General features: G+C 72.4%; 22 protein-coding genes. 10 read left to right on the top strand and 12 right to left on the bottom strand.

Annotation, left to right across the window (positions count from 1 at the left end):
- Positions 1-10 precede the first annotated feature (10 nt).
- Positions 11-1753, bottom strand: coding sequence for a prolyl oligopeptidase family serine peptidase (locus tag LPA41_RS17485; protein WP_374238170.1), 1743 nt, complete (start codon positions 1751-1753; stop codon positions 11-13).
- A gap of 179 nt (positions 1754-1932) precedes the next feature.
- On the opposite strand from LPA41_RS17485, the gene mshB reads away from it, so the two are divergent.
- The 3 genes from mshB (at position 1933) to LPA41_RS17470 (ending at position 3991) form a co-directional block, all read left to right on the top strand.
- The gene (gene mshB / locus LPA41_RS17480) at positions 1933-2907 is read left to right on the top strand and encodes an N-acetyl-1-D-myo-inositol-2-amino-2-deoxy-alpha-D-glucopyranoside deacetylase (protein ID WP_229071515.1); all 975 of its coding nucleotides are present in this window, start codon (positions 1933-1935) and stop codon (positions 2905-2907) included.
- Positions 2904-3428, top strand: a complete 525-nt coding sequence (locus LPA41_RS17475; RefSeq protein ID WP_229071513.1) for a hypothetical protein — start codon at positions 2904-2906, stop codon at positions 3426-3428. Before mshB ends, LPA41_RS17475 begins: the two co-directional genes overlap by 4 nt.
- Before the next feature lie 92 nt (positions 3429-3520).
- Positions 3521-3991 (top strand): hypothetical protein, encoded by a 471-nt coding sequence (locus tag LPA41_RS17470; protein ID WP_229071512.1) that lies wholly within the window; start codon positions 3521-3523, stop codon positions 3989-3991.
- An 87-nt stretch (positions 3992-4078) separates the two neighbouring features.
- On the opposite strand, the gene LPA41_RS17465 is transcribed toward LPA41_RS17470, so the two are convergent.
- Entirely contained in the window at positions 4079-5050 is a 972-nt protein-coding gene (locus tag LPA41_RS17465; RefSeq protein WP_229071510.1) for a GNAT family N-acetyltransferase, read from the bottom strand.
- Positions 5051-5132: 82 nt separating this feature from the next.
- On the opposite strand from LPA41_RS17465, the gene fdxA reads away from it, so the two are divergent.
- From fdxA to LPA41_RS17445, 4 genes are read left to right on the top strand one after another with little or no spacing between them, the layout of a single operon-like run.
- A complete protein-coding gene (gene fdxA, locus LPA41_RS17460) occupies positions 5133-5459 on the top strand; it encodes a ferredoxin (protein WP_174262351.1) in 327 nt (108 codons plus the stop codon).
- Positions 5456-6553 carry a succinyldiaminopimelate transaminase gene (dapC, locus tag LPA41_RS17455; RefSeq protein WP_229071581.1) on the top strand — a complete coding sequence of 366 codons (1098 nt, stop codon included), beginning with the start codon at positions 5456-5458 and terminating at the stop codon, positions 6551-6553. Before fdxA ends, dapC begins: the two co-directional genes overlap by 4 nt.
- Before the next feature lie 31 nt (positions 6554-6584).
- On the top strand, positions 6585-7274 hold the full coding sequence (locus LPA41_RS17450) for an SIMPL domain-containing protein (RefSeq protein ID WP_229071508.1): 690 nt from the start codon (positions 6585-6587) through the stop codon (positions 7272-7274).
- A 34-nt stretch (positions 7275-7308) separates the two neighbouring features.
- Positions 7309-8598, top strand: a complete 1290-nt coding sequence (locus LPA41_RS17445) for a DUF4407 domain-containing protein (protein ID WP_229071506.1) — start codon at positions 7309-7311, stop codon at positions 8596-8598.
- On the opposite strand, the gene LPA41_RS17440 is transcribed toward LPA41_RS17445, so the two are convergent.
- From LPA41_RS17440 to LPA41_RS17405, 8 genes are all read right to left on the bottom strand, one after another.
- Complete coding sequence (locus tag LPA41_RS17440; protein WP_229071504.1) at positions 8588-9586, bottom strand: SDR family oxidoreductase; 999 nt, start codon at positions 9584-9586, stop codon at positions 8588-8590. The two genes, LPA41_RS17445 and LPA41_RS17440, sit on opposite strands and share 11 nt — an antisense overlap.
- Positions 9587-9665: 79 nt before the next feature.
- A complete protein-coding gene (locus LPA41_RS17435; RefSeq protein WP_229071502.1) occupies positions 9666-10229 on the bottom strand; it encodes a hypothetical protein in 564 nt (187 codons plus the stop codon).
- Between the two features lie 558 nt (positions 10230-10787).
- Positions 10788-11543 (bottom strand): hypothetical protein, encoded by a 756-nt coding sequence (locus tag LPA41_RS17430; protein ID WP_229071500.1) that lies wholly within the window; start codon positions 11541-11543, stop codon positions 10788-10790.
- The gene (locus tag LPA41_RS17425) at positions 11540-12022 is read right to left on the bottom strand and encodes a hypothetical protein (protein WP_229071498.1); all 483 of its coding nucleotides are present in this window, start codon (positions 12020-12022) and stop codon (positions 11540-11542) included. The genes LPA41_RS17430 and LPA41_RS17425 overlap by 4 nt, the downstream gene beginning before the upstream one ends.
- Before the next feature lie 59 nt (positions 12023-12081).
- Positions 12082-12561: a hypothetical protein gene (locus LPA41_RS17420; protein ID WP_229071496.1), complete on the bottom strand. Its 480-nt coding sequence runs from the start codon at positions 12559-12561 to the stop codon at positions 12082-12084.
- A 481-nt stretch (positions 12562-13042) separates the two neighbouring features.
- Complete coding sequence (locus tag LPA41_RS17415; protein WP_229071494.1) at positions 13043-13834, bottom strand: class I SAM-dependent methyltransferase; 792 nt, start codon at positions 13832-13834, stop codon at positions 13043-13045.
- A 61-nt stretch (positions 13835-13895) separates the two neighbouring features.
- Positions 13896-14993: a MerR family transcriptional regulator gene (locus LPA41_RS17410; protein ID WP_229071492.1), complete on the bottom strand. Its 1098-nt coding sequence runs from the start codon at positions 14991-14993 to the stop codon at positions 13896-13898.
- Positions 14990-15589 carry a LysE/ArgO family amino acid transporter gene (locus tag LPA41_RS17405; RefSeq protein WP_229071490.1) on the bottom strand — a complete coding sequence of 200 codons (600 nt, stop codon included), beginning with the start codon at positions 15587-15589 and terminating at the stop codon, positions 14990-14992. The genes LPA41_RS17410 and LPA41_RS17405 overlap by 4 nt, the downstream gene beginning before the upstream one ends.
- A 70-nt stretch (positions 15590-15659) precedes the next feature.
- Between LPA41_RS17405 and LPA41_RS17400 the strand changes: the two genes are divergently transcribed.
- On the top strand, positions 15660-16481 hold the full coding sequence (locus LPA41_RS17400) for a LysR family transcriptional regulator ArgP (RefSeq protein ID WP_229071488.1): 822 nt from the start codon (positions 15660-15662) through the stop codon (positions 16479-16481).
- A gap of 44 nt (positions 16482-16525) precedes the next feature.
- On the opposite strand, the gene dapD is transcribed toward LPA41_RS17400, so the two are convergent.
- On the bottom strand, positions 16526-17518 hold the full coding sequence (gene dapD / locus LPA41_RS17395; protein ID WP_229071487.1) for a 2,3,4,5-tetrahydropyridine-2,6-dicarboxylate N-succinyltransferase: 993 nt from the start codon (positions 17516-17518) through the stop codon (positions 16526-16528).
- A 22-nt stretch (positions 17519-17540) separates the two neighbouring features.
- On the opposite strand from dapD, the gene dapE reads away from it, so the two are divergent.
- Positions 17541-18611, top strand: a complete 1071-nt coding sequence (gene dapE, locus LPA41_RS17390) for a succinyl-diaminopimelate desuccinylase (protein ID WP_229071485.1) — start codon at positions 17541-17543, stop codon at positions 18609-18611.
- A 51-nt stretch (positions 18612-18662) separates the two neighbouring features.
- Here dapE and LPA41_RS17385 read toward each other — a convergent pair whose 3' ends face one another.
- Positions 18663-18857, bottom strand: a complete 195-nt coding sequence (locus LPA41_RS17385) for a hypothetical protein (protein WP_229071482.1) — start codon at positions 18855-18857, stop codon at positions 18663-18665.
- Positions 18858-19052: 195 nt separating this feature from the next.
- On the opposite strand from LPA41_RS17385, the gene LPA41_RS17380 reads away from it, so the two are divergent.
- Positions 19053-19835 (top strand): TIGR00730 family Rossman fold protein, encoded by a 783-nt coding sequence (locus tag LPA41_RS17380; RefSeq protein ID WP_229071480.1) that lies wholly within the window; start codon positions 19053-19055, stop codon positions 19833-19835.

Raw genomic sequence — 19835 nt, 5'->3', positions numbered from 1 at the left:
CCCTATGCGCTCAGGCGCCCGCCCGGAGGAAGGCGAGCTCGTCGGCGGGCCCGGCGGCCGGCCGCGACGGCAGTCCCGGCAGCTCCGCGCCGATCAGCAGGACCGCCGGTGACGACCCGGCGTCGCGCAGGCTGTGGTGCGCGTACACGTCCGCCGCGTCGGTCCGGTCGCCCAGGTAGCGCTCCGCGATCGGGGCCGGCAGGTCGGTCCAGTCGAGGACCGGGTCGCGGGCGACCGCGCGGTGGAAGACCTCCGGCCGGCGCAGCACGGCCGTCGCCGCCAGCCAGCCGCCGAGGCCGTGCCCGCGCAGCGCCACCCGGCCCAGGTCCAGGTCTGGGTGCTTGCCGAGCAGACTGTGCAACGCGTCCGCCAGGTCGGCCGGCAGCACGTCGGCGAGCCGCCGGTGCACCGCTTTCTCGAAACTCGGCGCGATTCCGGGCGTACCCCTGGGGTCGATGCTCACGACGGCGAAGCCGGCGTCCGCCCACCACTGCCGCTCCTGCCACGCCACGGCGTCCGCACGCACCCGCTGGTGTCCCGGCCCCGCGCCCAGGTCGACCAGGACCGGCAACCGGGAGCCGGCGATGTGCCCGGTGGGGTAGAGCACGGCCGCCGGCAACCGCCGGTCGGTGACGCGCTGGAGAACCGGCTCCGGCCGGTACGGCAGCCGGGCCGCCAGCGACCGCAGCGTCGCCACGCGTTCCTCCCCGCACCACACCTGCCCGCCGGCGACCAGCAGATCCCCGCCGACCACGACGCCGTCCTGCCCGGTCAGCCCGCCGATCCGGGTCACCTCCGGCCCGCCGCCGCCGACCGCGGTGCGCACCCGGAACACCTCACGCACAGCCGGGTCGCCGAGGTTGCCCTCCACCACCAGGTCGGGTGAGCCGGCCGGGCCGCCGTCGCGGGGCAGCGTGCCGGCGACCCGGCGCACGTAGAGGCCGGGCGGCGTGAGCAGGCTCCCGTCGGCGAAGAGGCAGCGGGCGTCGAACCCGTCGTGGGCCAGCTCGCCGCCGACCAGCACCCGCCCGTCCGGCAGGTGGCGCGGCGTGCCCGGCACCGGTTCCACCCAGCGGGCGTCGGCGAGTTCGGCGTGCACCTGGGTCTCGCCGGTCCGCGGGTCGACTGAGAGGACCAGGCCGTGCTGCTGCAACCGGCGCAGCACCGTGATCAGCGGCCCGCCGGTCTCCCACCGCACCTGGGCCAGGTAGGGATAGGTCTCCCGGTCCCAGTGCGCGTCCACCCAGCCGCCGTCCAGGTCGAGCAGGTGCAGGCTGGTCGCCTTGGCGGTACGGACCGCGAGGATCTGGCCGCTCTCCGGCGACCACCACCAGCCGCGAGTACGGCCGAACGCGGCGGCGCCGGCACCGGGCATGCCCCACGCGATGGCGCCGCCGTGCTCCCGCCAGGCGTTGCCCGGCTCACCGGCGAGCAGGCGGTCGCCGTCCGGGCCGACCACCCGCAGCGAGGCCGAACCGCCCGGGTCGGTGACGTAGCCGATGTCCCGGCCGGACGGCGCCGGCCGCGGGTCGTACGCCGCCTCGGCGGTCGGTATCGCGGTGACGGTCCCGGCGATCAGGTCGGCGCGGAACAGCTCGCCGTCGCGGGCGAAGGCGGCCACCCGGGCGTCGCGGTCGATCGCGTACGAGCCGATCGGGCCGGGCGCCACCCGGCGCTCGGTGCGGCTGTCCCGGTCGAACACCCAGAGCGCGGCGTCCGGGTCGTCCGGACCGGCCGAGCGCAGGAAGACTATGCGGGCGGCGTCGCCGCCGACGGTGACGCGATGCGGCGCGCCGTGACCGAATGCGCCGGTGCGCTCGGCGAGTCCCGGGTACTCCACGGTCCCAGCATCGCTGATCAGGGGGTCTCGCGCGGGGCAAACCGCGGGCTGGTGCGCGGAGTTCGCCGCCGGCCGCCAGTACAGTATCGGCCGTGAGTGACGAGACCCTGCCCGCCCGCCGCCTGCTGCTGGTCCACGCGCACCCCGACGACGAGGTCATCGGCACCGGCGCGACCATGGCGCACTATGCCGCGCTGGGTGCCCACGTGACCCTGGTGACGTGCACGCTCGGCGAGGAGGGCGAGATCCACGTGCCGGAGCTGGCCCAGCTCGGCGCCGCGCACGCCGACCAGCTCGGCGGGTACCGGCTGGTGGAGTGGGAGCGGGCCTGCGTCGCGCTCGGCGTGACCGATCACCGGATGCTCGGCGGCCCGGGCCGCTACCGCGACTCCGGGATGATGGGCCTGGCGACGAACGAGCACCCGCGGGCCTTCTGGGGCGCGGACCTGGATGAGGCGGCCGGGCACCTGGTCGAGATCATCCGGGAGGTACGCCCACAGGTGATGATCACTTACGACGAGAACGGGTTCTACGGTCACCCGGACCACATCCAGGCGCACCGGGTGGCGATGCGCGCGGCCGAGCTGGCCGGTGCGGACGGGCCGCAGAAGATCTACTGGAGCGCGATGCCGCTGAGCGTGCTGCTCGAGGGCATGGAGGCGTTCCGGGAGTCCGAGGGCAACCCGTTCGCCGCGGTGGAGAAGGCCGAGGACCTGCCGTTCGGCACGCCGGACGCGGAGATCGCCGCCTGCATCGACGGTACCGACCACTACGCGAAGAAGACCGCGGCGATGCGCGCGCACGCCACCCAGATCCCGGACAACTCGTGGCTCTACGGCATCGCCGGCGACTTCGGCGGCGAGTTCATGGGCGTGGAGTACTACACCCTCGTCAAGGGCGAGCGCGGGCCGGGCTCCGGGCCCTACCGGTGGGAGAACGACCTTTTCGCCGGCCTGGAGATCGAGCCGTCCGGGGCCGAGTCGTCCGATGCCGAGCCGTCCGGGGTCGAGCCGTCCGGGGTCGAGCAGGCCGGGGTCGAGCGGAGCGCTTCGGAGGGGCGGCGATGATGACCGAGGAAGCCGTCGCCGAGACCGGCGAGCAGCCGCCGCCCGCCCGCCGCGAGCCGTGGGCCGGGTGGGACGTCGTGCTCCGCGTCGCCGGCCTGGTCGTCGCGCTCGTCGCCACCCTGGTCACCGCGCTGATCGAGCTGGAACTCACCACCCTGCGTGCCGGTGGCCTGGCCGACCTGGTCGGTGGGAAGTCACCGTGGGCCGGCGGTGGCGCGGTGATCCCGCTCGCGATCCCGGTGGCGATCGGGGCGAACCTGGCGATCGCGTGGTTCGCGGTGACGACCACCGGCCGGCGATGGGCGCTGGGGCCCCCGTGGGCGTTGTGGACGCTCCTCATGCTGGCCGCCGCCGGCACCCGGACCGCCGAGGGCGACTACCTGCTCGGCGGGGACAACTGGGTGGCGCTCGTGATGATTCTGACCGGCAGCCTGACCTATGCCGTCTACTCGTACAAGATGATCCTGAAGCCGGTGGCGGCGCCGGACCGCCGCCCGCCCGCCCAGGCCGAGGTCAACTGACAGCGGACTTTCAGCTGGCGTCTAGGAATCACCGTGCCGCATCCGCCAAGATGTCTGCTTGTCAATGGCATTCGTCTGTGGAGGAGGACGGGATGAGGCAGCAACGCTGGTTCCGGATCGCGGCGCTGGCGGTCGGTCTGTTCGTGATCAACGCGGTCGCCCGGCTCGTGGTCCGGTTCGGTTTCGACGGTTCGGACACCGCGCAGAACCGTGCGTCGATCGTGATGTTCACCCTGATCGCGCTGATCCTCGGTGCCTGCGTCTTCGTCCGCTCGCAGCGGGTGCGCCTCGCCTCCTGGCTGCCCGACATCGCGTCCGGCGCCCTCGGCGGCATGCTGCTGACCGTCCTGGCCGGACCGTTCCTGAGCGGCAGCACGCCGTTCGCGAACGGCGCGGGCGACTTCTTCACCCAGATCTGGATCTACGCGGGCTGCGCGATCCTCGGTGCGGCGCTCGGTTACGGCGTCGCAGTGCTGCTCGGCCGGGACTACCGGTCCAGGTCGCTGGCCGCCTACACCCAGGCCCGCGTCGCACGGCCCCGCCGGGTGGTCCGCCGCCGCTGAGCGGCCCGGTTGGTGTGCGTGCCCCGGCTGGTCCGCCGCCGCTGAGTGGCGCGGCCGTTGTGCTCGCCCCGGCTGGTCCGCCGCCGCTCAGCGGCCCTGGGGCTGGGGTGCTTCCCGGGTCAGATAGGTGTGGTGGGTGCTGAAGCCCAGCCGGTGGTAGAGCGCGACAGCCGCCGCGTTGCGTTCCTCCACCTGCAGGTAGGCGCGGGTTGCCCCGCGCTGCGCACCCCACTGCGCGAGCGCCCGCGTCACGTGCGCGCCGAGACCCTGGCGGCGTGCCGCGGGCGCGGTCTGCAGCAGCGAGACACCGAGCCAGCGATCCGGGCCGGTCACCGCGCCGCGGGCCACCGCCAGGAGTTCGCCGCCCGCGTCCCGGACGTGGGCGAAGACCCGTTCCGGCGGGCCGTTGAGAATGCGCAGCGCCGTTGCGGGTAGAGCACCCTTGTGCTCAGCCACCATCGCGTACCAGTCGTCGGAGGCGGCGTCCGCCAGGTCCACCGGCGGCAGGCCGGGCCGGGCCGGCGCGGCGAGCAGCGGCGTCAGGGGAGTGGTCTGCACCAGGGTGAGTGGCCGGGCGGTCCAGCCGCGCTCGTCGAGGGCCGCGTTCACCGGGGCGGCCAGCGGCATCGGCGCGTTGATCAGCGGTTGCTGGCCCCGGTCCGCGTACCACCGGATGACCGCGTCGACGGCTTCCTCAAGAGTGCGGTCCGGGTCGCCGACGGCGAGCGCCGAGTTGGCGCGGCCGGTCCAGTTGTCCGCGGCACGCAGGATCCAGCCGCCGAGCCGGGACCGGGCGGGTGCGGGCCACGCCTCGTCGGCCGCGAGTTCCAGTGCCGTCACCTCGGCGGCTGCGGGGCGGCGAGCAGGCGGTACGCGCTTCGCACGGTGCACCTCACGCAGCGGCACACGGACTGTCCCCTTGGCGGTGGCGAGTGTGAGATCGGTCTCCGTCAGGTCAACGAGCTCACCGAGGGCATCCGTGAAGAGCGTGCGGTCTCCGGTTACGCCTACAATTCGGCGTACCACCACCCGGTGTCCCACATCCTGTTGTCGGAGCACGCAATACCTCCCTCGGCGGGAATACTAGGCTCTGCAATTCGTCGTCGGCGGTTCCGCGGCGCGGCTTTGAAGGGAAAGACCCGTGACCTACATCATCGCTGAGCCCTGCGTCGATGTTCTCGACAAGGCATGCATCGAGGAATGCCCGGTCGACTGCATCTACGAGGGCAATCGGATGCTCTACATCCACCCCGATGAGTGCGTCGACTGCGGGGCCTGTGAGCCGGTCTGCCCGGTCGAGGCGATCTTCTACGAGGACGACGTCCCGGACCAGTGGAAGGACTACACCAACGCGAACTACGAGTTCTTCGAGGATCTCGGTTCGCCCGGTGGCGCCTCCAAGGTCGGCAAGATCGACAAGGACACCGCTTTCGTGATCGCTCAGCCGCCGCGTGGAGAAGGGCACTGAGCGCTCTGTCGTCGGCCCTGCCGGACTTCCCCTGGGACCTGCTGGAGCCGGCCAAGGCGATCGCCGCGGCGCACCCGGACGGCATCGTGGACCTGTCGGTCGGCACCCCGGTCGACCCGGTGCCACCGGCCGTCCAGCAGGCCCTCGCGGACGCCTCCGACGCGCCCGGCTATCCACTGACCGCCGGCACGCCGCGGCTGCGTGCCGCGATCGCGAGCTGGCTGGCCCGTGAGTGCCACGCGTCCGGAGAGCTCGGTGTGCTGCCCACGATCGGCTCGAAGGAGCTTGTCGCGTGGCTCCCCACGCTGCTCGGGGTGGGCCGCGGCGACGTGGTGGTGATCCCGTCGGTCTGCTATCCGACCTATGAGGTCGGCGCGCGCCTGGCCGGTGCCGAGGTGGTCCGCTCGGATTCGCTGACCGCCCTCGGGCCGGACCGGCGGGTCAGGATGATCTGGATCAACTCGCCGTCGAACCCGACCGGCCGGGTGCTCCCCGCCGAGCACCTGCGCAAGGTGGTCTCCTGGGCCCGCGAGCGGGACGTGATCGTGGTCAGCGACGAGTGTTACGTCTCGCTGGGCTGGGAGACCACACCCGTCTCGGTGCTCGACGACGCGGTGACCGCCGGCGACTACACCGGCGTGCTCGCCGTCCACTCGCTCTCCAAACGCTCCAACCTGGCCGGTTACCGTGCCGGGTTCGTCGGCGGCGACCCGGCCCTGGTCGGCGAGCTGCTGGCGGTCCGCAAGCACGGCGGCATGATCGTGCCGGCGCCGGTGCAGGCGGCCATGGTGGCGGCGCTGGAGGACGAGGCGCACGTCGCCGAGCAGCGCGCCCGGTACGCCGCCCGCCGCGAGACGCTTCGCCAGGCCCTGGTGAAGGCCGGCTTCGAGATCTCCTTCTCGGAGGCCGGGCTCTACCTCTGGGCCACCCGGGACGAGGACTGCTGGGCGACCGTGCGAGCCCTGGCCGGCCTCGGCGTCCTGGCCGCGCCGGGCGCCTTCTACGGCCCCGCGGCGGCCCGGTATGTGCGGATCGCCCTGACCGCCACCGACGAGCGGGTCGCGGCGGCCGCCGACCGGCTCGCGTCCTGGTGAGAGCCGGGATGGCTTCGGGCGGGTGGCAGGTGTGACGGCCGTGGACGCGACAGTCGTCGTCGTGCACGGCGAGGCCCGCCGTGAGGTGCCGCCGGAGCAGGCCGTCTTCTCGGTGACGGTGTCCGCGGCCGACCGGGACAAGGCCACCGTGCTGTCGCGCCTCACCCGGCGCGCCGCGGAGGTGGGCGAGATCTTGGAGCGCCACGACGTCACCGCCGAGAGCACCGGCATCCAGCTGCACCCCGAGTTCGACCGGCGCGGCGAGCGAGCCGTGCGCTACTCCGGCACGGTCACCTCGACGGTCACCGTCACCGACAGCGCAACGAGCACCGGCAGTGATCCCGGAGCCGGCAGTGAGCCCAGCGTCGGCAGCGGCTTCGACCGGCTCGGTGGGCTGCTGGCGCAACTCGCCGCCGGCGACCTGGTCTCCGTCTCCGGACCCTGGTGGCAGCTGCGGCCGGGCAGCCGGGCGGGAGCCGACGTACGCCGCGAGGCCGTCACCGACGCGCTGGACCGCGCCCGGGAGTACGCCTCGGCGGTCGGTTCCACCCTGAGCCGGATCGTCGAGATCGCCGACGCCGAGACCGACGGCCCGCACCCGATGATGCGTGCCGCCACGTTCGAGGCGGCCGACGCCGGCTTCGATCTGGCCCCGGTGACGCAGGTTGTGACGGCCCGGGTCCGCCTCAAGGTCACCATCACCGATCCCGTCATTTCCTGAACGACCGGACGGCAATTCGGCAAGACTCGGCACCATGCGCACGGGCCTCGGGCACCTGCTGCTGAGAGTGGCGAACGTGAATCCGCGCAGTGTCACCACGCACTCGGATCGCGTCCTGTACCGCTCGATCGGCGTCTTCATCCTCCTGTACTTCGTCTATGCGACAGTCGGCGGTGCCGCGTTCATCGACGCCAGCACCGGTTACGCGCACCCCTGGTACCAGTGGCTGGTGGGCCCGCTCGTCGGGATCGGCGTGGTGGCGTACGACCGGGCCGTGGTGGGCCGGGTCGCGGTCAACTTCGAGCGGCTCGACTCGACCGACCCCCGGCACCTGCTGCGCCCGCCGACGGCAGGTCTCTACCTGGGCCGGCTCGGCCTGGCGCTGCTGTTCGCGGTGGTGGTCACCGAGCCGCTGATGCTCTCCCGGTACCAGGGCGAGATCGACGCCCGTCTGGCCCAGGTGCACGGCTCCCAGCTGAGCGAGCTGGACGCGGGCGGGCCGGTCGCCGGGTACACCGCCCGGCTGGCCGCCTTGCGCGAGGACACCGCGCGGGAGGATTCCGAGGTACGGGCCCTGACCGGTGCCGCCGCCGGCAAACGTGCCGACGCCCGGCTGCTCTACCGGCAGGCGCTCGCCGACTCGGCCGGTCGTGGTGTGACAGGCCGGAGCGGCTGCCCGCGCGGCGGGTACTGCCATCAGCTCGTGCAGCGGTCCCGGGCCCTCGACGACCAGGCCGTCGCGCTGGACCGGCAGGCGGCCGCGCTGCAACGGGACCTGCGGGCCGTCCGGGCCGCCCGCGCCGCCGAACAGGCCGGCCTGACCGAGCGGATCACGGCCGAGCACGCCGCGAACGTCGCGGTGGTGCGGGCGGACGCCGGGTTCGGTGCGCGTACCGCTGCGATGTGGCACTTGATCAAAGCCGATTTCTGGGGTGTCGGCCTCTTCTACTTCGGTGTGGCGCTGCTGCTCGTGGCGCTGGACTGCGCGGCGATCGGGCTCAAGTTCGCGTCCCGGGGCAACGCCTATGAGCGGTCCGAGGCGCGGGCGGCCCGGCTGCGGGAGCACGAGGCGTCGCTGATCCATGAGCGGGAGGTGCACGACGCCCGCACCTACGGTGACGTGACCGCCAAGGTGATCGCCGACGGGATCGAGGCGGCCAGCCACGACGACGGGCTGGTCCGGGCCGCGACCGAGCACGCGCGGGCGGTGCTGCACACCGCCGTGGTGGTCGACCCGGCCACGATCGAGAGCCCGGCCCCGCGCCGCCGGGCCGGTGCTCTGAGCTCCGTGAACGAGGACGGCGAACGGCGGGTCAGCGCCTGAGCGCCGCCCAGGCCGCGCCGGCCAGCAGCCCGCCGGCGACACCGGCCAGCAGCCCGTGGTGCTGTGAGGCCCACATCTGCAGGCTGCGGTTCTTCGCCTCGTCGCCGAAGTCGCCGTGCGCGCCGAAGTCCTGGCCGCCGGGCCCGTCGGCCGGCGACCACAGGTTCGCCGGCTGGTCCTCGGGGCGCGGGTCCGGCGTCTGCTGGCTGTCGTAGCCGCTGCGGGCCAGGTACCGGTCGAGCAGCCCGGGCGCGACGGCGTTCGCGGCGAGGGTGAGCGCGGTGGAGCCGCCGACCCAGTACTCCCGGCGCTTCGGGTGGTCGGCCGCGAACTCCACGGCCCGGGCAGCGAGATCCGGCTGGTAGATGGGCGGCACCGGCTGCGCGTTGCGCGGCAGGCGGGACAGCACCCAGCGGAACTGCGGGGTGTTGACGGCCGGCATCTGCACCATCGTCACGTGCACGTTGCGCTTGTCGTGCAGCAACTCGACGCGGACCGACTCGGTGAACCCCTGGATGGCGTGCTTGGCCCCGCAGTACGCGCTCTGCAACGGAATACCCCGGTAGGCCAGGGCCGAGCCGATCTGCACGACCACGCCGCGGTCGCGCGGGATCATCCGGGACAGCGCGGCGCGGGTGCCGTACACGTAACCGAGGTAGGTGACCTCCGTGGTCCGGGTGAACTCGTCCATCCCGATCTCCAGGAACGGGGCGAACACGCTGGAGAACGCGTCGTTGACCCAGAGGTCGATCGGGCCGAGTTCCTTCTCCACCTGATCGGCGGCGGCGTCCACCGCGGCATGGTCGGCCACGTCCACGGGGATCGGCAGGGCGGTGCCGCCGGCCCGGCGTACCTCCTCGGCCGCCGCCTCCAGGCCTTCCTCGCCACGCGCCAGAAGCGCGACCGCGTCGCCGCGCGCGGCAAGCCTGCGGGCCACCGCCCGCCCGATTCCGGCGCTCGCGCCGGTCACCACCGAGATCCGGGTCATGGAATTCTCATTGACCGGATCGGGGCGGCGGAAACCTGCCTGGTCGCGGCGGGCGGTCCGGTCGCGCTCGGAGACGATCTCACGGGCGTACGGCCTGAGCCCGCATCGGCAGACTGAATGTCGCACCGCGGCACGCGGCGGGACCGCCCGTCCCGAACGACACTGCGTCCGGGACCACGAACGCCCCGATGGTGTTCTTCGGAACCTCCCAGGAGACCGGGAAGGCCTGCCGGTTCAGCTCCACCGGTGGCGCCGAGCAGCCGGCGTCGCGGTGGGTGTCGTCCGCCACGGCCGGCCCGGCGCCCGCCCGCACCGCGGTGATCCGGATCGGCACCGGATGCTGGTTGGTGACGGTGACGGTGAGGTTGCCGGTGGCGCCCGGCCGGTTCGGTTCGGTGGTCCCGTTCAGCACCAGCTCGAACGGCGTGCCCGCCGCGGCCGGTTGCACCTCGGGTTTCGCCTCGTCCGAGCCGGTGAACCGCCAGTACGCCCAGGCGGCCCCCGCGTTCGCCAGCACCGCCGCGATCGCCGCCGCGGTCAGGATCGTCCGCGCCCGCCGGTCGAACCGCCGGCGCGGGGTGCCCGGCCGGTAGACCTCCCAGGTGGGTTCCTCGTGGTCGCCGGGGTCAAGTTCGATGTTCACGTCCGGCGCCTTCCCGCTGGACCGGCCCCCGCGTGCCTCGCCGGTGCCCGGATTCCGCTGGGCGCCGCCCTCACCGAGGCCTGTCAGGACGTCGCGCCGATTCACGAGACGGCCTCCGCGCCGGCGGCCGCCGGTGAGTCGTTCAGGTGGGGCATGCGGCTCGCTCCTCCTCGAAGGCCGATGGGAATGATGCCGTGTTCGGCGCTCATACAACGTTCTCCGATAGAGATGTCCGATGTGATCGGTTTTCCGTTCGCCCTTCCAGTGCATAAATCGGACAGGTGTGCCTATCCGGTTTAACCCGCCCGAGTGATGACATCGTGCTACGCCGCTGCCTCCCGGCCCTCGCACTGATCGCCGGCAACGGCACCTTGCTGCCCGGACATCCGCGTAGCCCCACCAGGCGCCACCCTCAAATCCGCCCCCGTCGAGGGAACCGGTCGAGCCCTCGGCATGTGGAGCCACGCACCGAGGGCTCGAACGGCCGCGCCGCCCGCCGGACCGTGAATCGGCCCGATCGGACGGCGGCAAACTGGGGCGCGGTGGCGGTGGCACGGGCTAATCCGTCGCGGCAGCATCCGTGCCGGGCTGTGTCGGATCAGATGCTGCCGGTGGCGACGAGGCCGGGCCGGGGTCGTCGGTGGTCCGGTCCGGGGCAGCTTTCTCCGGGACGGCCTTGGGTGGGACGGCCTTGGACGGGACGGCCTTGGGTGGGACGGCCTTGGACGGGACTTCCGTCGACGGGGACGGTGCCGGCCGTGACTGCTGTGGTGCGGGCGGCGGCGGCGAAGATGCGGACGCGGGCGGCGGCTGGGGTGCCTGTTCCGGCGGCAGGCCGGGCGCCGCGGACGGGCCGGCCGATGCGGCCGCGGCGGACAGGGCCGGGAAGGTGACCCGGCCGCTGAGCCGGCCCGGTTCGCCGGCCCAATTCAGGTAGCGGGGGACCACCGACCAGCGCCAGCCGCCCCCGGCCACCTCGGGCGCCGGGAACGTGACCGACTCGGTGGCGGCGCCCGCAGCGGCCACGGTGTGCGTGACATCCGGCCGGGGCGGTTCGCTCACGCTGTGCGCGGTCACCACGTAGTGATCCATCCGCACGCCCGGTGCCAACTCCTGCGCGCTCCAGCTCACCACGGCCCGGCCGCTCTGCCGGGCGACGCTGGGTTCGACACCGCGCGGCATCTTCGCCACCCGTACGGTGAGGCTGGTCCGCCCCTCGATGGTCCAGCCGTCCGCGTAGGCGTACACCGTCCCGGCCACGCCGAGCGCCGCGACCACACCGGCCACCAGCAATGCCTTGCCGGCGGATCTCATCGGGCCACCCGGTCGCCGACGCCGCTGACGGCGATGGTGAACCGGGCGCCCGCGCACTTCTCGGTCGCGCCGAGCGGCATGGCGACCGGGATGGACCCGGCCAGATCGGTGCGGCCGCGCGCCGCGACCATCGCCGGCAGGGCGCCGGTGAAGTCCCGGACCTCCAGGTTCGCCGGCGTCGCCGGGCAGCCGCGCCGCGACGACGAGGTCACCCGGGCGCTCAGGCTCCGCACACTCAGCCGGAAGCCCAGCGGGTTGTCCACCGTGATCCGCATTCGCTTGACCGCTCCCGGGTAGAGGCCGCGCACCGGCGTGCCCGTCAACTCGAAGTGCATCCGGCCGCCACTCCGGTCACCGCCGCGGCCGACCAGGACGAGGGTCTCGTCCTGTGGTCCCTCCGGCGGGCCGGAGACCGCGGCCACGAGGGCGACGCCCAGGGCCGCGGCCGAGGCGGTCGCGGCCCACCACTTCTTCACCATGAACTGTCCCGAGGTCGCAGGAGGCGGGGCGGCCGGGCCACCCCGCCGCGGCATCCGGATCAGGCCTTGCTCACGCTGGTGAACGTGTACGTGACCTTGATCTTCTTGCCCGCGCAGGCCTGCGGGATGTTGCCGACCGTCAGGTTCGAGTTGACCGAGAAGCCCTGAGCGCCGGCCGGGACTTCCGGGGTGCCGGGGAACGTGGTGCTGAGGACGCTCGCGTTGGGCAGCGCGCTCAGGCAGGCCGGGGTTGCCGGAATGACTTCGGCGCCGGTCGGGGTGAGCGTCCCAGTGAGCTGGACCTTGAACTCGTTGGGGTTGTTCACCGAAGTGGTGATCGTGGTGACCTTGCCCGGGAAGATCTTGCCGTTGATCTGTGCCGTCGCGGTGAGCGGAGTGATCGACGCGGTGTCGGCCTCCGCCGTGCCCGAGCCGCCGATCTCCCAGCCGTTGACGGTCGCCCAAGCCGCACCCCCGCCGATGACGACAGCGGCGGTGCCGGCGATGACAGCGGTGGAACGCTTGGTGAGCTTGCGCATGGGAATGTTCCTCCTGGAACGGGTCAGCGTGCGCCTACGCCCCGGAGGAGATCGCCGAGCGACCAACCGGGGTGAGCGTCGTTAATCGGTTGTCCCGGGAGCCGCGGAGGCTTCCCGGTGCTGCGACAAAGATGGCGGAACCGCCCGCTCCCGGCGATAGGCCATATCGACTTCCTGTTACGTTCACATCGGTCGCTGGTCCGGGCCGATCCGCGTAACCCGCAGGTGTGAAGATCCCGTTCAGGTGGCTCTCAGCCCACGCTCAGCGAGATCGGCTCGACCACACCGGAGCAGGGCATCCGCCGCTACGCACGCCGGGCCGTCACAGGCAAGGCGGGGCCTCGGCGGAACGTCACCGGATCGGCCCCCGCGGCGGGTGAAACGTGAAGCGGAAATGTGAATCGCGGAATGTGGCGGCGATTATTTCCGGCCGGCTGACACCAACGGATTAACGGCCATTCCCCTGAAAGAGGCTTGCGCCTTACGCCTCTGTCGGCCGTTCGGCCTGCACGAGGAAGCGGTGCGCTCGCGCGGTGAACTCGCCACGGGACCGGATCGCCGCGGCGAGGCGGGCGAGGGCGCGCTCGTACCGCTGCGGGGTGAAGTCCCGGATCTGCCAGGGCACCGTGCGCAGCTGATGGACCACCGCGGTGATGTCGCGGAACGTCACCGGCGGGTGCTCCTCGCGGACGTCCGTCACGTGCAGACCGGCCGCGCGCAGTGCCGCCACCGCGACCTCCGCGTCCCAGCGCCGGGGATGCGGAGGCGGTGCGCCGAGGGCGACGTTCAGGTCGGCCAGGTCGTCGCTGCCGACCTGCTGGGTGAGCAGCACGCCGCCCGGTTTGAGCAGGCGGGCGATGTCCGGTGCGGGTAGCCGGCCGTGCCGGCTCAGCACCAGGTCGAACTCGTTCTCGCCGGCGGGCAGCTCGGTCAGCACCGGCACGCCGAACGGGCCGAGCCGCTCGCGGGCGGCCGGGGTGTTGCGGGCCCAGCTCTCCACCGCCATGGTGTGCGGCGGCAGCGGCGCCAGCTCGGCCAGCAACTCGCCGCCGCCGGTGTCCAGGTCGAGGACGCTTGCCGAGCGGCGCACCAGGGGGCGGGCGAGGCCGGGGTACGACCAGGACGGCTCGGACTCCATGGCCAGGCCGTCCAGCCAGGCGAATTCCCACCCGGTCATGGAGGCGCCGGTAGCCGCGGCGTTGAGCTCTTCCCCCTGCCGGTTGCTGCGCACCCGGGAAACGTAGCCGGGTGCCCGCCGGAAGGGCGACTCCATTCCGCGCTCCATGCGGTACCGGTGCCGGACTGTGTCTGAACGGTTACCAGACCGGCCGGGCTCAGGGACGAACGGGCATCAGCAGGCTGAATCGGGCACCGTCCCCGGGCACGCGGACCACCAGCGGACGGACCGGGCCGTCCAGTTCCAGCAGCAGCTGCCCGGAGCCGCCGGCGTCGAGTGCCTGGAGCAGGAACTCCCGGTTCACCGCGACGTGCGGGCCCCCGTCACCCGTCCACTCGTCCTCGGTGGCCAGGCGCAGGCTTCCGGCGGGGTCCAGGCCCAGGATCGAGACACGGTACGCCTCACCGTCGTGCTCCCGGTCCACCACGGGCGCGGCGGCCAGCAGCTCGCGCAGCGCGGCCGCGTCCACGGGCACCCGGCGGGTCTCCTCGCCGGCCGCGGGCAGCAGCCGCCGGTAGTCGGGGAAGTCGAAGGCGAACGGCTTGCCCTCGACGCTGGTGCCGCCGGCCTGGGCGTGCACCCGGTCCGCGGTGACGTCCACGGTGACCGGGCCGGCGGGCAGTCCGCGCAGGTCGTCGGCGAGATCGAGGGGAAGGAACGGCCGGACCGGCGGGCCCTCGACGCCGGCCGGGGCGGAGGCGACGGCGAGCCGGTAGCGGTCGGTCGCCACGAGCGTCACCGTCCCGTCGCCGGTTTCCAGCAGCACGCCGGCCGGGATCGGCTCGGTGGCGCCGGCGGCGGCGAAGCGGACCGCGTCGAGGGCGGCGGTCAGGTCGGCCGTGGTCATGGTCAGCCGGGTCATCAGGTTCTCCTCCAGGTCGAGCAGGGCATGCAGGCGGAGGAGCTCACGACGGGCGTCGGCCAGGCCGGTTTCCAGGCGGACCAGGTGGTCGTCCAGCTTCGCCCGTACACCCGCGGGGTCGGCAGCCAGGTCTCGCACCGCCTGCGCGATGTCCGCCACCGGCATGCCCACCCGCCGCAACCCGGCGATGAGCCGGGCCGCCTTGATCTGCGCGGGCGTGTAACGGCGGTAACCGGTCGACGGGTCGACGACGGCCGGGACCAGCACGCCCGCGCCGTCGTAGAACCGCAGGGCGCTGACGCTCAGGCCGCTCGCCTGGGCTGCCTCGCCGATGCCTCGTGTGTTGCTCTCCACGACGACCCACCCTGGTGTCTCGACCTGCTGGAGAGTCAAGCCTGCACGATGAGGGTGATGCCGAGGGTGGTCATCACCACGGCGATCAGGCCGTCCAGCACCCGCCAGGCGGAGGGGCGGGCCAGCAGCGGGGCCAGCCGGTGCGCGCCGGTGCCGAGCACGGTGAACCAGGCCAGGCTGGCCGTGCAGGCGCCCAGCGCGAAGAGCCAGCGGTGCGGGTGCTGCTGGGCCACCGAGCCGAGCAGCAGCACGGTGTCCAGGTAGACGTGCGGGTTGAGGTAGGTGAGCGCCAGGCAGGTGAGCAGCGTCGCACCGAGCGTCGCCGGCGCCTGACCGGTCGTCTCCAGCCGCTGCGGGCGCAGTGCCCGGCGGGCGGCGAGCACCGCGTAGCCGAGCAGGAAAACGGCGCCGGCCCAGCGGATCGCGGTGACCAGTTCCGGTCGGGCGGTGAGGACCGCGCCGAGGCCGGCGATGCCGGCACAGATCAGCGCGAGATCGGAGAGGGCACAGGTCAGGACCACCGGGAGTACGTGTTCGCGGCGCAGACCCTGGCGCAGCACGAACGCGTTCTGCGCGCCGATGGCGATGATGAGCACTGCGGACGCGGCGAAGCCGGCGAGCGCGGAGGTGAGCATGCTTCGACGCTACGGCCGCCGACTCGCGCATTCCAGCTAAAGATTCTGAGGATGCATTAGCGTTGCTTATGTGGATCAGGTGCAGCTCGTCACGTTCCAGGCGGTCGTGGAGCGGGGCAGTTTCGAAGCGGCAGCCCGGGCGCTGCACGTCACGCCCTCCGCGGTCAGCCAGCGGATCAAGGCGCTCGAACAGTCCGTCGGTCAGGTGCTGGTGCGCCGGGGCAAACCGTGCGTGGCCACCACGGCCGGGCAGGCCCTGGTCCGGTTCGCCGGGCAGGTCGCCCTCCTCGAACGGGAGGCGCTGGCACAGGCCCGGGACGGCACCCGGCTCTCCGTCGTGGTCAACGCCGACTCGCTGAACACCTGGTTCCTGCCGGTGCTGACCGCGGTGCCCGGCGTCCGGTTCGAGCTGCACCTGGAGGACGAGGAACACACCGCCGGGCTGCTGCGCTCCGGCACGGCGATGGCCGCGGTCACCGCCGACCGGGTGCCGGTGCAGGGCTGCCGGGTGGAACGGCTCGGCGTCATGCGGTTCCTCGCGGTCGCCGCACCCGGCCTGGACGTCACCGACCTGAGCACCGCGCCGGTCGTCGTGTTCAACCGCAAGGACGAGCTCCAGCAGCGGTTCCTGCGCGGCCGGCCGCTGCCGCCGGCCCACTACGTGCCGGCCGCGGCCGCGTACGAGGAGTCGATCCGGCGGGGCCTCGGCTGGGGCATGGTGCCGGAGCAGAACGCCCGGCCGCATCTGGCGGCCGGCGACTACGTCGAGATCGCTCCCGGGCGGCACCTCGACGTGCCGCTGTACTGGCAGTGCTGGCGGATCGAATCAACGGCCCTGGAGACGCTGACGGCCGCCGTGCGCACGGCGGCCGTCGACGCGCTGCGTCCCTGATCAGACTCGCTGCGTCGACTGATCGGACGCGCTTGGGGCCCTGATCAGTCGTTCGCGTGCAGGGCGCTGTTCAGCTCGATGCCCGTACCCTTGCGGGGCTTCGCCTCCAGGGCGCCGGAGACCGAGTTGCGCCAGAAGAGAAGGTTGTTCACGCCGGACAGCTCGATGGCCTTCACCACACGGCCGTCGGGGAGCGTGACCTTCGAGGATGCGGTGATGTAGACGCCCGCCTCCACCACGCAGTCGTCGCCGAGCGAGATGCCGACACCGGCGTTCGCGCCGAGCAGGCTGCGCTCCCCGATGCGGATCTTCGCCTTGCCGCCGCCGGAGAGGGTGCCCATGATCGACGAACCGCCGCCGATGTCCGAGCCGTCGCCGACCACCACACCCTGCACGATCCGGCCCTCGACCATCGAGGTGCCGAGCGTACCGGCGTTGAAGTTGACGAATCCCTCCTGCATGATCGTCGTCCCCGGTGCCAGGTAGGCGCCCAGCCGCACCCGGTCCGCGTCGGCGATCCGGACGCCGGCCGGGACGACGTAATCGGTCATCCGCGGGAACTTGTCGATGCCGTACACGGCGAGCTGCCGTCCCGCGGCACGCTCCAGGAACCGGAGCTCGTCGACCCGCTCCGGCGGGCACGGGCCGGCCGAGGTCCAGGCCACGTTCGCCAGCTTGCCGAAGATGCCGTCCAGGTTGAGGGCGTTCGGCCGGACCATGCGGTGCGAGAGCAGGTGCAGCCGCAGGTACGCGTCGGAGGCGTCGGTGATCGGGTCGGCCAGCGACTTGATCACCGTACGGACCTCGACGGTCGAGAGGCCCGGAAGCAACTTGGTGCCGGTCTGCCCGGCCGGGAGCGCCGGCGCGTCGGCGGGCTCCTCGCCCAGACCGAGGTATCCCGCGGGGTACCAGGTGTCGAGCACCTGACCCTCGGCGGTCACGGTGGCGAGGCCGATGCCCCAGGCGGGCGAAGTCGAGATCGCTGTTTCCACGAGACGCACCCTACCGGACCCGCAACGACCCGGCGGTTGCCTCATGACGCCCCGGTATGGTGCGCACATGGCCAACCCGCTTACCCCGGACGTGCTGGTAGACCCGGTCGAGCTGACCCGCGCCCTGGTCGACATCGAGTCCGTCTCCCGCAACGAGAAGGCGATCGCCGACTGTGTGGAGGACGCCCTGCGGCAGGTCGGACATCTCACCGTGGACCGGCTCGGTCACACCGTCATGGCGCGCACCGATCTCGGGCGCGCGCAACGGGTGGTGCTGGCCGGGCACCTGGACACCGTGCCGATCAACGACAACTGGCCGTCCACTGTCGCCGAGGATCTCATCTACGGCTGCGGCACCTCCGACATGAAGTCCGGTGTGGCCCTCGCCCTGCACCTGGCGGCCACCCTGCCCGACCCGGCCTACGACATCACCTACCTCTTCTACGAGGCCGAGGAGATCGAGTCCGAGTTCAACGGCCTGAACCTGGTCGCCGCGGCGCATCCGGAGTGGCTGCGGGCCGACTTCGCGGTGCTGCTCGAACCGACGTTCGGCGCGGTCGAGGCCGGCTGCCAGGGCACCATGCGGGTCCGGTTGCACACGCACGGCCGGCGCGCGCACACCGCGCGGGCCTGGCGCGGCGTCAACGCGATCCACGGGATGGCCGAGGTGCTGCGGCGGCTCGAGAACTACCACGCGCGGACCGTGACGATCGACGGCTGCACCTACCGGGAAGGGCTGAGCGCGGTCCGGATCTCCGGTGGCATCGCCGGCAACGTGGTGCCCGACGAGTGCTGGATCGACGTCAACCTGCGCTTCGCGCCCGACCGCAGCGAGGAGCAGGCGCTGGAGCATCTGCACGAGGTCTTCGAGGGGTACGACCTCGAGGTCACCGACTCGGCACCCGGCGCCCTGCCCGGCCTGGACGCCGCACCGGCCCGGGACTTCCTGAACGCCATCGGCATCGAGCCGGCCGCGAAGCTCGGCTGGACCGACGTGGCCCGGTTCGCGGCGCTCGGCATCCCGGCCCTCAACTACGGTCCCGGTGACCCGGGGCTCGCGCACGCGCCGGACGAGCACGTCGAAATCGGCAAGATCCGGGACGGCGCCGCCACCCTCTATCGCTGGCTGGCCCCCTGACCCGGGTCTCGGAGCCGGGCCCGGCTGCTCCTTCCCGGGCCCGGACCTTCCTCAGGCCGGCCGGACGGCCACGCGTCCGACGGCGCGCTGCGGCAGCGCCGGTGGCGGAATCTCCATCGTGGCCTCCGGGTCCACGGCCGGCTCGGCCTCTCGGGCCGCGAAAGCCATCCGCCGTTCCTCCACCACCAGGCGGATCCGGCGTTGCATGCGGCGCTGCATCTTCAGTCGCTCGTATCGGTTCGTCACGGTGGCTGCTCCTTCGCCGGGCACCCGATGCCGGGCGCCGAGCCTGCCGTGTGGTCGAGGTAGGTAACTGTACAGACGTCGCAGGGCTACCGTCGGTTGCTTCAATCTGGCAAAAAGGTCTGCCGGTCGCAATGCCCTTACCGAAACGCAGCCGGTTATTCACCGGGTACTGACCGTCCGCACTACCTTGGTGGCATGACGGAGAGCACCAACGAGCGACCGCCACCAGGACCGGAGCGTCACCGCGGCGGTGTCACTCTGCGCCGTGACTCGGTTCCGCCGAGCACCGCCGACGAAAAACTTCTCGATTCACACCACCGTGGCGAGTGGAAGACCAAGGACGCCTGGCGAGCACTGCGCATCCTCTCCGAGTTCGTCGAAGGATTCGACACCCTGGCCGACCTGCCGCCGGCGGTGAGCGTCTTCGGGTCGGCCCGCAGCGGCGCCGGCAGCTACGAGTGCGAGCTGGCCGAGAGCTTGGGAGCGGCCCTCGCCGAGGCGGGGTACGCGGTCATCACCGGCGGCGGTCCCGGCGTGATGGAGGCGGCCAACCGCGGTGCCACCGAGGCCGGTGGCATGTCCGTCGGCCTCGGCATCGAGCTGCCGTTCGAGCAGGGCCTCAACGACTGGGTCGACGTCGGCATCGACTTCCGCTACTTCTTCGTCCGCAAGACCATGTTCGTGAAGTACGCGCAGGCCTTCGTGGTGCTGCCCGGCGGCTTCGGCACGCTGGACGAGCTCTTCGAGGCGATAACTCTCGTGCAGACGAAGAAGGTGACCCGGTTCCCGGTGATCCTGATGGGCACCGAGTACTGGGGCGGTCTCCTCGACTGGATGAAGCGCCGGATGCTCGACGAAGGCAAAATCAGTGCCATGGATCTCGAACTTCTCCAGGTCACCGACGACGTCGACGAAGCCGTCCGGATCATCGTGGACGCCGACGCGGCCCTGGCCGACCTCGCCGACGGGGACCGGTGA

Origin of the sequence: Actinoplanes sp. DH11 (assembly GCF_020873875.1) — a bacterium.
GTDB lineage: Bacteria > Actinomycetota > Actinomycetes > Mycobacteriales > Micromonosporaceae > Actinoplanes.
Note: the sequence above shows the minus strand (reverse complement) of the source record. Positions and strands in the feature narration are given on the sequence as shown.

Bases quoted from the DNA above. Each gene is read 5' to 3' on its own strand.
- LPA41_RS17475 (WP_229071513.1), top strand. From the start codon at position 2,904: ATGATGACCGAGGAAGCCGTCGCCGAGACCGGCGAGCAGCCGCCGCCC.
- LPA41_RS17470 (WP_229071512.1), top strand. From the start codon at position 3,521: ATGAGGCAGCAACGCTGGTTCCGGATCGCGGCGCTGGCGGTCGGTCTG.
- LPA41_RS17445 (WP_229071506.1), top strand. From the start codon at position 7,309: ATGCGCACGGGCCTCGGGCACCTGCTGCTGAGAGTGGCGAACGTGAAT.
- LPA41_RS17440 (WP_229071504.1), bottom strand. From the start codon at position 9,586: ATGACCCGGATCTCGGTGGTGACCGGCGCGAGCGCCGGAATCGGGCGG.
- LPA41_RS17430 (WP_229071500.1), bottom strand. From the start codon at position 11,543: ATGAGATCCGCCGGCAAGGCATTGCTGGTGGCCGGTGTGGTCGCGGCG.
- LPA41_RS17425 (WP_229071498.1), bottom strand. From the start codon at position 12,022: ATGGTGAAGAAGTGGTGGGCCGCGACCGCCTCGGCCGCGGCCCTGGGC.
- LPA41_RS17420 (WP_229071496.1), bottom strand. From the start codon at position 12,561: ATGCGCAAGCTCACCAAGCGTTCCACCGCTGTCATCGCCGGCACCGCC.
- LPA41_RS17415 (WP_229071494.1), bottom strand. From the start codon at position 13,834: ATGGAGTCGCCCTTCCGGCGGGCACCCGGCTACGTTTCCCGGGTGCGC.
- LPA41_RS17405 (WP_229071490.1), bottom strand. From the start codon at position 15,589: ATGCTCACCTCCGCGCTCGCCGGCTTCGCCGCGTCCGCAGTGCTCATC.
- dapD (WP_229071487.1), bottom strand. From the start codon at position 17,518: ATGAGGCAACCGCCGGGTCGTTGCGGGTCCGGTAGGGTGCGTCTCGTG.
- dapE (WP_229071485.1), top strand. From the start codon at position 17,541: ATGGCCAACCCGCTTACCCCGGACGTGCTGGTAGACCCGGTCGAGCTG.
- LPA41_RS17380 (WP_229071480.1), top strand. From the start codon at position 19,053: ATGACGGAGAGCACCAACGAGCGACCGCCACCAGGACCGGAGCGTCAC.